At 41.7% G+C, this 9,985-nt stretch carries 9 protein-coding genes and 4 pseudogenes; 4 read left to right on the top strand and 9 right to left on the bottom strand.

The window, feature by feature from the left end; all coding sequences use genetic code 11:
- Positions 1-9 precede the first annotated feature (9 nt).
- The 6 genes and pseudogenes from sdpI to opuCA all read right to left on the bottom strand — a co-directional run.
- A pseudogene (gene sdpI, locus C1T29_RS19940) lies at positions 10-303 on the bottom strand (immunity protein SdpI); the annotation flags it as partial.
- Positions 300-572 carry a sporulation delaying system autorepressor SdpR gene (gene sdpR / locus C1T29_RS19945; protein ID WP_208945539.1) on the bottom strand — a complete coding sequence of 91 codons (273 nt, stop codon included), beginning with the start codon at positions 570-572 and terminating at the stop codon, positions 300-302. The pseudogene sdpI and the gene sdpR, both read right to left, overlap by 4 nt.
- A 220-nt stretch (positions 573-792) precedes the next feature.
- Entirely contained in the window at positions 793-1,482 is a 690-nt protein-coding gene (opuCD, locus tag C1T29_RS19950) for a glycine betaine/carnitine/choline/choline sulfate ABC transporter permease OpuCD (protein ID WP_103750213.1), read from the bottom strand.
- A gap of 17 nt (positions 1,483-1,499) precedes the next feature.
- A complete protein-coding gene (opuCC, locus tag C1T29_RS19955) occupies positions 1,500-2,417 on the bottom strand; it encodes an osmoprotectant ABC transporter substrate-binding lipoprotein OpuCC (protein WP_071582318.1) in 918 nt (305 codons plus the stop codon).
- A 13-nt stretch (positions 2,418-2,430) separates the two neighbouring features.
- Positions 2,431-3,084 (bottom strand): glycine betaine/carnitine/choline/choline sulfate ABC transporter permease OpuCB, encoded by a 654-nt coding sequence (gene opuCB, locus C1T29_RS19960; RefSeq protein WP_003228349.1) that lies wholly within the window; start codon positions 3,082-3,084, stop codon positions 2,431-2,433.
- Between the two features lie 22 nt (positions 3,085-3,106).
- A complete protein-coding gene (gene opuCA, locus C1T29_RS19965) occupies positions 3,107-4,249 on the bottom strand; it encodes an osmoprotectant ABC transporter ATP-binding protein OpuCA (RefSeq protein ID WP_003243370.1) in 1,143 nt (380 codons plus the stop codon).
- Positions 4,250-4,512: 263 nt separating this feature from the next.
- Here opuCA and opcR point away from each other — a divergent pair, with 263 nt between their 5' ends.
- Complete coding sequence (opcR, locus tag C1T29_RS19970) at positions 4,513-5,070, top strand: opuC operon transcriptional regulator OpcR (protein ID WP_014665408.1); 558 nt, start codon at positions 4,513-4,515, stop codon at positions 5,068-5,070.
- Positions 5,071-5,088: 18 nt separating this feature from the next.
- Here the strand turns inward: opcR and C1T29_RS19975 are convergent, their stop codons facing one another.
- Positions 5,089-5,724, bottom strand: a complete 636-nt coding sequence (locus C1T29_RS19975) for an NAAT family transporter (RefSeq protein WP_080478277.1) — start codon at positions 5,722-5,724, stop codon at positions 5,089-5,091.
- A 99-nt stretch (positions 5,725-5,823) separates the two neighbouring features.
- Here C1T29_RS19975 and C1T29_RS19980 point away from each other — a divergent pair.
- Together C1T29_RS19980 and C1T29_RS19985 are read left to right on the top strand one after the other, a co-directional pair.
- Positions 5,824-6,209 (top strand): annotated as a pseudogene (locus C1T29_RS19980) (YvbH-like oligomerization domain-containing protein); the annotation flags it as partial.
- A 132-nt stretch (positions 6,210-6,341) separates the two neighbouring features.
- A pseudogene (locus C1T29_RS19985) lies at positions 6,342-7,036 on the top strand (zinc ribbon domain-containing protein).
- Positions 7,037-7,071: 35 nt separating this feature from the next.
- Here C1T29_RS19985 and C1T29_RS19990 read toward each other — a convergent pair.
- The gene (locus C1T29_RS19990; RefSeq protein ID WP_103750214.1) at positions 7,072-8,880 is read right to left on the bottom strand and encodes a zinc ribbon domain-containing protein; all 1,809 of its coding nucleotides are present in this window, start codon (positions 8,878-8,880) and stop codon (positions 7,072-7,074) included.
- Positions 8,881-9,006: 126 nt separating this feature from the next.
- Between C1T29_RS19990 and C1T29_RS19995 the strand changes: the two genes are divergently transcribed.
- Positions 9,007-9,471 carry a GNAT family N-acetyltransferase gene (locus C1T29_RS19995; protein ID WP_095431914.1) on the top strand — a complete coding sequence of 155 codons (465 nt, stop codon included), beginning with the start codon at positions 9,007-9,009 and terminating at the stop codon, positions 9,469-9,471.
- Between the two features lie 328 nt (positions 9,472-9,799).
- Here C1T29_RS19995 and eno read toward each other — a convergent pair.
- Positions 9,800-9,985, bottom strand: a pseudogene (eno, locus tag C1T29_RS20000) (phosphopyruvate hydratase); the annotation flags it as partial.

A 9,985-nucleotide genomic window follows, 5' to 3' on the forward strand; every position in this document is an offset into this window, starting at 1 on the left:
ATTATATTATATCAATAGAGTTGAGAGTTGTAAAATATATAAAAGGATTAACATATTATTAGAAGCTAGGAAAAGCAATGCTTTATTTTTTTGTGTAGACTTAATAGTTAACATATAAAAAGTAAGATAATAAATAAGCATAACAACAGGTATAATAAATATTGTTAAAGGTTTAGATACAATTGCAGTCGGTTTATTTCCTGACCATTGTATCGGTATTTCTTCTGGAAGGTATTGATATAATATAATTGAAGTCAAGAAACTCAAACATACAATAATTATGGAAATTATATTTTTCTTCATAAATCGTTATCCCCTTTATTTATAAAGTTAAGCATCCAATTTATTGAGTCTTGAAGTACTGTTGTATTTAGAGTGTAATAAATAATTTGTCCTTTGCGGTGGTCACTTATGACTTCCGCTTGCTTTAAAATATTCAAGTGGTGCGAAATACTCGGTTTGCTGATATTAAAATGCTCAGCAATATCTCCCGCAGTCATATCCCCTCCTTTTAACAAATCCAAAATTTTTCTCCTTGTTGGATCTGATATAGCTTTGAAAACATTATTCATAGCGTTTTCTCCTTTACAAAAAAACATTTAGACATTTAGATATTTGTATAAATGTATTATTTTCATCATAACTTGAAATTTTTTTAAAAACAACTCTCCAATTGGTTATAATATATGTTTTTGTATTTTATTCAAATAATTGGATGATCTCAACACTGGAAAATATGTTTAACAGGTACTAACACATGTTGTTTATTTAAAAAAACCACCTCCGTTGTATTTAAATAGAGGTGGTTTTTCTATCAGCTATAATAAAATTTCCTTTTTTCTTTTTAATCGGGCTTAACGCTCGTTCAAGCCCGCCCATGACCAAATCGGCAATCACCGCCATCAAAGCTGTGGGGATTGCTCCAGCTAATATAATCGCGGTTCCGTTTGTGGCATTTGATCCCCTGACGATGATGTCTCCGAGACCTCCTGCTCCGACAAATGTCCCGATGGCCGTAATGCCGATGGCAATGACAAGCGCAGTGCGCAGGCCGGCCATTATGACCGATAGCGCAAGCGGAAGCTCGACCATCCGCAGCACTTGAAATTTTGTCATCCCCATTGCTTTTCCGGATTCAAGATAAGCATGTTCAATGCTGATAATCCCTGTATACGTATTTCTGATAATCGGCAGAAGAGAATACAGAAATAATGACAATATCACCGTATTAGCGCCAAGCCCCATGACAAGCATCAGCACGGCGAGCATGGCGAGAGCCGGGATCGTCTGAATGACGTTCGTGACCGCAAAAACCCATCCGCTTAATTTTCTGTATCTGGCTATCAGGATGCCGAGCGGAATTCCAACAATGGCAGCAAATAAAACGCCGTACACCGACATCAGAAAATGGCGGTAAAACTCCTGCAGCACGTAACCGCCGTTTTGCGAATAGTAAGTGCCAAGCTGCTGTAGTACTTCCATATGATCCACCTCTTTTCTTAGTCAAAATAATGATGTTTCTCTAAAAATTCCTTTGCTACGACAGACGGCTCCTTCAGCTTGCCATCCACCTCATAGTTCAGCTCCTGCATCGTTTCCGTATCGATTTGCCCAATCAGCTTATTGATCACACCCTCAAGCTCGGGATGCGCCTTAAGCACCTTTTCCGGAATCACTGGTGAACAGTCATACGGCGGGAAGAAACGCTTATCATCTTTTAAGATTTTCAAGTCATAGGCTTTAATCCGTCCATCCGTTGAATAAGCCAGAACGGCGTCCATTTTCCCATTTTTGACTGCGTCATAGACTAGCCCGATCTGCATTGGATACGTTGTGCCGAACTCAAAGCCATATGTGCTGACAAAGCCTTTATACCCATCGCCTTTTCGTTTCAGCCAAGCATTGTCGACGCCTAATTTATATTGGGAGGCATTTTTCTTCAGGTCAGACACGGTGTTAATATGCTCCTTCTCCGCAAACTTTTTTGTTACGGTGAAGGCATATGTGTTATCAAAGCCGTAGGAATCAAACCATTTATAAGAAAAGCGCTTTTGAAACTCGTTCTGCACAATGTTCAGGGCTTTTTTCGGATCTTTCTCCGCTTCCTTGCCGAGGGTGCTTGTTAAATCAGTTCCGGAATAGCGCGTGGCAGAAATATCAATGTCACCGCCCAGCATCGCTTGGTGCTGCACATAGTTTGACCCGAGGTTTTTCACTAAAGCGGTATTCAAATCTGTATCATGTTCAATAAGCTGCGCGATCATATTCGCTACAATTTCTGATTCTGTCATGCTTTGCGCCCCGATTTTGATCGTGTCGTCTGAAGCGCCGCCGAGTCCCGGCAGAGAACAGCCGCTTAGCAGTATGACCAAACCTAGAGCGCACGCGCCAAGCCATTTGATTTTTTTCGTTTTCAACAGAGCCAACTCCTTACGAAACTTCCTTCATCCCTTGCAAGCCTTTCGGCGTCACCTTTCGTTCTGTCACAGCCAGCACATAATCAATGATAATGGCCAGAATTGTGACAGGCACGGCACCGCCAATGATATATTCAGGCTGATACAGGTTCAGGCCGATAAAAATATAGTCCCCGAGGCCGCCTCCCCCGATAAACGACGCAAGTGTCGCCCAGCCGATTAGGTAGATCGTTGATGTGCGGATACCCGCCATGATGATGGGAATCGCCAGCGGGATTTCGACGAGCCGAATCTGCTCCCAGCCGGTCATGCCAATCCCTTTTCCCGATTCCAGCAGGTTTTTATTTACACCTTTAATGCCGGTATACGTATTGCGCAGGATCGGCAGCACCGAATAGAAAAATAAAGCGACAATCGCCGGCACCTTTCCTACGCCGAGAAGCGGAATAAAAAAGGCTAAAATCGCAAGACTCGGCAGGGTTTGCACAATGTTTACGAAACCGATAACCGCACCTGCGCCTTTTTTCATTCTGGTAAGAGCAACACCGAGCGGCACTGCAACGATAATGCCCAATACAACGGCTATGAGTGAAATATATAAATGCTCTCCTGTTTTATACAGCAGCTCTCCGCCGTTCGTTTGCAAAAAAGTCATCATTTGATTCATCTTAAAAGAGCTCCTCCCCTGGTCAGATCGTCATGAGCTGGTTTTCCTCGTCGCCCCATATGGAATCGTATACGATATCAACGAGGCTCGCTCTTGTCACAATCCCTGCTAAATGGTTTTGTTCATCGACGACCGGAACATACTTGATCCCCTGCTTCAAAATTTTTCGGACGGTATCGCGAAGTAGCGCCCCTTTTTGAACGGTATATATATCTGAGCGGTATACATCGCCAACGATGCTCGCTTTTTTGCGGTTTTGATCAATCATTTCCACATCAACATAGCCCTTCAGCACGTTTTGCCGGTCCACAACAAGCAGCGAGTCAACACGTTTTTCTCTCATCAGCTGAATCGCCTGAGAAAGCGTTTTGTCCGCAGATACCGTCACCGGCGTTCTGTTCATCATTTGCTCTACCCGCTCAATATCCGGTCTTGACTGAATCAGGCGTTCTTTCCCGATAAATTCTTCAACAAATTCATTTGCCGGGTTCCGGAGAATCTCATCAGGTGTGCCGACTTGAACGATTTCTCCCGCTTTTAAAATCACGATTCTGTCAGCAAGCTTAATCGCTTCGTCCATATCGTGGGTGACAAACACAATCGTTTTGTTTAGTGTTCTCTGCAGTTTTTTGAACTCTTCCTGAAGGGAATCACGCGTAATCGGGTCAAGCGCTCCGAACGGTTCATCCATTAAAATGAGAGGGGGTTCTGCGGCCAGCGCGCGCAGCACGCCGATTCTTTGCTGCTGCCCGCCGCTGAGCTCATGGGGATAACGGTCTAAATATTCCGGACCCATATCCACAAGCTTTAACAGCTCTCGCGCCCGTTCCTTCCGTTTTTCCTCAGGCCATTTCAGCAGCTTTGGTACGAGTGAGATGTTCTGCTGGATGGTCATATGGGGGAACAAACCAATCTGCTGAATCACATAGCCGATTTTTCTCCTCAGCTCAACAGGGTCCTGTTCCATAATATTTTCTCCGTCGATAAAGATCCTTCCAGACGATGGTTCTATCAGCCTGTTGATCATCTTCATCGTCGTCGTTTTTCCACAGCCGCTCGGACCGATAAAACAGATAAACTCGCCTTTGGCAATATCTAAATCAATGCTGTTCACAGCTTTTTTGCCGCCTTTATATACTTTTGACACTTGTTCCAATTTCAGCAATCCGTGCACCTCCGCAGGTTTCCATTAAATTTTCTGAAAAGTATAATCCTTATTATAGTTTGAACTTTGTAAAATAAAAAGTTTACAATGTGTTGAAATTATATGTTATTTATAGATTATTTATTGTTATGACCGAGACGGAAAGGGTGTTCTTACAATTACGCCGAATACCTCCCACTTCCTCTGCATTCAGCTATTTTCAACATCAGGAAGAAATATGATATATTGACACCATCAATTTCCATTTGAAGGGATGATCAGCTGTGAAAAAAACCGCTCTCGACATCATTGAACATGCTGAAGAGCATCTCATTGAGAAGATTGCCGAAAATATGCATACGTTTGGAATGCCTTCAACTGTCGGACGTGTGCTCGGAATTATTTATATGAATCGAAAACCGATGACCTTAAGCGAGCTCTCTGAGGCTACGGGCATGAGCAAAACACGGATGAGCCAGGTTGTCCGTGAAATGATCGATGCCAATATCGCCGAAAAGGTGTTTGAAAAAGGCGTACGAAAAGACCTTTATGACGTCGAACAGGATTATTATCAAACCTTCATTTCTTTATTCGCGGCCAATTGGACAAAGGTCGTGAGCAAAAACAAAGTGCTTTATAAAAAATTAAACCGGGAGCTGACTGATCTTTTACAAAGGGACGGGCTCACCCCGGAAGCGGAAGAGAAGGTTAATCAGCTGCTGAATGAATTAAAAGAATGGCTTCATTACTATGACTGGCTGAGCAGGTTGATTGAATTTTTTGAGAGTGAGGAAATCTTTCAATATGTGCCGAAAACAAAAGAAAGCAGCTCTCTAAAATAAGGGAGCTGCTTTTTTGCATCATGAGGTTAAGACCGGAAACATGCCTTTCAGCCCGGCACCAATCATCCCGACCGCGACCACGGCTAAGATTAATCCCATCAGTCTGGTAATCACATTCATCTCGGTTTTTCCGAGTTTGCTGCTAATGAAAGCAGAATAGTGGAAAAAGAGAAAGGTCAGGGCAATCACTGCGGCTATGCCAATCATGACAGCGACATAATGACCAATGCCGCTATGACCGGCGGAAAGGCTCATCACTGTTGCAATCGTTCCGGGCCCCGCAATAATCGGAATGGATAAAGGCGTGACTGATATATCGGCTTTTTCTTTGCTTTCCTTATGTTCATCATGATGAAGAGACTGCACGTGTGATTCTTTCGCATTCAATAGATTATAGGCAATGCCGAAAATGAATATGCCGCCCGCCACTCGGAGCGCGTGAATGTTGATATCAAACAGTTTAAAGATAAGATGGCCGAAAACCAAAAAAGCCGCGAGAATAAAAAAGGATAAAATAGCTGCCTTCCGGGCAATCGCTTTTCTTTCCGCTGATGTATAGCCTTCTGTCAGCGTCAGAAATATCGGTACGTTTCCGATCGGATTTGATACTGCGAATAAAGAAATGAAGACGTGAACGATGAATGAGAACATCATATACCTCCTTGTTGGTATTGTCTGCACAGAAAATAGAATTATTCTTCCCCCTTTTACCCGGAGGCGATTTCCCGGTAAACCTTTATAGCCTGTTAGGACCGCTACCCTTATTCGCAATATAAAATCTCTGACGTTTTTCTTGAAACTGCCGGAAAAGTCGATTTGGATGTTGAAATTAAGCTTAAGCTGGGCGGTGAATAATTCGACATTGATGTCCACAAAGACCAGATTAAAAATGAAAAGACCTTTATAAAGCTCTTCTCCGCATCGCTGAAACAACCTATGAAAATGACATTTTAATCAATCAAGCGGAGCAAATCTTAGATAAAGCAGTGACGATTCTTCACCATACCCGCCCTGAGCACGTCAATTGAAACGCAATATAAAGACTGACCGAATTCGGGTTCACTTGGCTGACATCCGTTCGCTCGCAGTATCATATCAAAGATTTTGAAGATGTATTTGAGAAATATATGAATAACTAGCATAAAAAAAGACACAGCTGCTATAAGGCTCGTATCTTTTTTTGTATGAATATTGATTACTTTACAACTTTTTTCTTTTATAATAAAACTATTAGTCTATTTTCCCTATATTACAGGTAAAGGAGTTATTTTATGTATTGTCCTCAATGCGGCCATCAAACTGATGGCGGAAAGTTTTGTGAGAAATGCGGTTCGCCGCTCCCTGGTCAATCAGGCCAACAGCAGACATCTCAGACTGGAGCCGCTGCAAAACAAGCAGCAAAACAGTTCGGTTCATTTGTCCTGGCCGTCCTGAAACGCCCTTATCAGGAATGTAAAGCAACAGGCGGAGAGCAGTTGATCAGCGCGGTGATTACGCTGGTTCTTTTCAGTTTGCTGACCCCTTTGATGTTTTATATTCTTTTTTCAGACGGTCCCGGAAGCGTAAGCTTTACAGCAATCTTCTTAGAGCCAACCATTTATTTTATTTTATTTCTATTTGGCCTGCATGCATCTTTTTCGCCCTGAAAATCGCGGGGAACCAAGTGTCTTTTAAAGATTCATTCTCAAGATTCGGAGCGTTTCTCATTCCGTTTACGGCTATTTTGATTCTTGCCCTTTTCTTCTTTTTATTACATACAGACATTTGCTTTACTATATTAGCCGTTGGTTTAATCGGTGCATTCTTCGCCATTCCTCCTGCGATGCTGAGCAGTTACCAGCATTCATATAAAGAGAAGGTTGACGTCATTTACTCAACGATTGTGATTTATCTGATCATCTGCGTCACATTTCAGCTTATTATCGAACACTATGTCAAAGAGATTTTCCGTTATATGCTCTTTTAAAAACAACCCCATCACCTGCTGGCGATGGGGTTCTTTTATTGAATAGATGTTAAGTATATTCTTCCGTTCTTCACTACGCCGGTATAGGTCCAATTATATGTTCTGAGCTTCGGACTGCTGCCTGATTTTGTGATTTCGAATTCTTCGTATGTTTTAATTGTGATATTCGAGCCGCTTTGACTAAAGCTTTTGACCTCTACATCAATAAATACTTCAGTCGTCCCCTCGCTATACAATTTCTTAACTAGTTTCTGCTGATCAGCATATAATGTGCTTCCTTTTTCCAAATTACCTTCCATCACTGCAAATTCATTTAAACTCACAGCACTTGATTGATTTGTCAGATAATCAACCATAAATGATGTCACTTGCTCTTTTGTAAGTGTGTCGGAATTAACTTTGGACTCATTTGATGACGCCCAAGCGGAGGTGTATATTTTAGGATTTTCATTTTTAAGAGTTTTTATATGGTCTCCTATGGAATCAGAAGTGGTCTCCGCACTCTCAAGCTTCCATTCTTTTTGTTTTTTATCATAAGACAAATAATAACGATAAGCTGTATGTTCTTGTTTCATCTCAGGTTCTGTATAATCATCAAAATAAGCTGATTCGTGAAGTTCATTTCCGTTCACTGAAACAATCCATTGTCCCTTGTCACTTTGTGAAATAGCAAATGAATCAAGATCGTAATCTGTTTCTATATATTTATCCTTATAATACATATGATTGCTCTTCATCTCTGAAATTTGTTTTTTCGTTTGAGCTTTAACATCGGATACAGCTTTTGTCATCTGTTCGGTTTTCCCATTGGAAAAGGCAGCCGTGTATTGCTCAGTCGCCTTATTAATGGTTTCTATGACTTTTTCTTTTGTTTCTTTATCGGGAACTAATCTCATCTTCATTTCGCTACCTGTAATTGGCATTGCATCAGTCATTTGCTTTCCCCATGGAAAGTCAGTTTTCACAGTCGCCGACATACTGCCATCAGTCAAAAGAGGGCCATATGTAAAAGTTTTGAATGGATCTTTATGAATCGACTTGCCGTTAATCAGTAAATCTCCCTTCCCGCTCTTGATGTCATCCTCTAAGCTGAATGTCACATCGTCTGCTTCCAATGAGAGATCTACACGAAAGCTGTTATCGCCAACTGCCTGAATGTCTTCTTTTTTCACAAGATCGACGACATCGTTTTTCAGTTTGGCTGAGACTGTATATTCACCGGGAATGTACGGACCAAGGGTTTGTGCTTGATCGGCTTTCTTTACAGATCCGGCTTCCTCTTTATTGACATATAAATCGGTATTTTTATAATTGCTGGCCACTTCAAAATAAACAGGTGCTATCATTAAGTCGTAATGATCGAATACCAGCAGGCTTTTCCCGTCTTTTTCCGCATATACAATGTCCTTCTGGGCTGCTTCATCACGCAGCGATGCAAAAAGTTCATCCTTTTTGTCTGGATGGTCCTTCAAATATGTAAGAAACGGTTTTACATTGTTTTTAGTGAGCTTCAGCTTGTCATTTACCGGTGTGAGAAGAGACGCGATTTGATCCTTGTCCTCATCATTTACGGCCTGCTCAAACTTGTCAATTAACCTATCCTTTGAAGTAAAGTACGCTCCGGTTTTATATGCGGCAAATAATATAACGCACGCTGCGGCAATGCTGCTCCATAAAATGATGGTTTTCTTAGGGATCGGTTTTCGCGGAGCCTGCCTCGTTTCGGCAGTGCTTGCTGTTTCTGGATCGGCCTGTTTACTGCTCCCTCCGATCGGGGTGCCGCATTCTTTACAAAACTTGGCCCCTTCATTATTCTTAGTACCGCAATTCTTGCAAAAAAACATGACTTTCCTCCTATTCTACTGAATTGATAACATTTACTACTTTTCATATTTTATAATAAAACAGAATGAAATTGGGAACGAATGAAAAAATTAAATGTCTATCAGACTAAAAAAGGTGGTAAGAATATGCAAAAACTCAGGATCGAATTAAGAGAAGATACAAATGACGAATTATATGATCTATTGCTGCTCGCCGATCCGTCCAAAGACATTGTAGATGAATACCTTGAGAGGGGAGAATGTTACACGGCTTGGGCCGGTGATGAGCTTGCAGGTGTTTATGTGTTGCTAAAAACAAGGCCGCAAACGGTTGAAATTATAAATATTGCCGTAAAAGAATCTCTTCAGAAGAAGGGCTTTGGCAAACAGCTTGTACTTGACGCCATCGAAAAGGCGAAGGAGCTGGGGGCGGACACAATTGAAATCGGGACGGGGAATTCAAGCATTCATCAGCTTTCTCTCTATCAAAAATGCGGATTCCGCCTTCAGTCAATCGACCATGATTTCTTTATCAGACACTATGATGAAGAGATTTTTGAAAACGGGATTCAATGCCGCGATATGGTGAGGCTTTATTTGGATCTTTCATAAAAGAGCTGATGGCTTTTTTCCCGGTACCCCGCTGCATTCCATGTCTCACTGATATGATAAAAAAAGCCAGCATGAGAGTCAGACCGAAAGACAGATATAATCAGCATCTATAAACACTAGAAGGCCTGTGTAAACAGCTGCTGAAAGAGGTTCTACAATCAGAAAAAATAAGTGAGAAAATTCTTCCAAAGTATTCAGTCGGGACGTCTTTAAAAAACTCAAAACTGTTTGTACATCAATATAGGAAATAGACAGGAGGAGAATAAAAGCTGAAGCTAGGAAAGTTTGCATAAAAAAACCGCCGAGACTTAACTCGGCGGTCTTTTTATTACTTGTTTAAGTTGTAGAAAGAGTTGATACCGTGATATTGAGCAGTTTCAGCCAACTGATCTTCGATGCGAAGAAGCTGGTTGTATTTCGCAACACGGTCCGTACGAGACGGAGCACCTGTTTTGATTTGTCCTGCGTTTGTTGCCACAGCGATGTCAGCGATTGTGCTGTCTTCAGTTTCACC

This window comes from Bacillus sp. MBGLi79, from assembly GCF_002953915.1.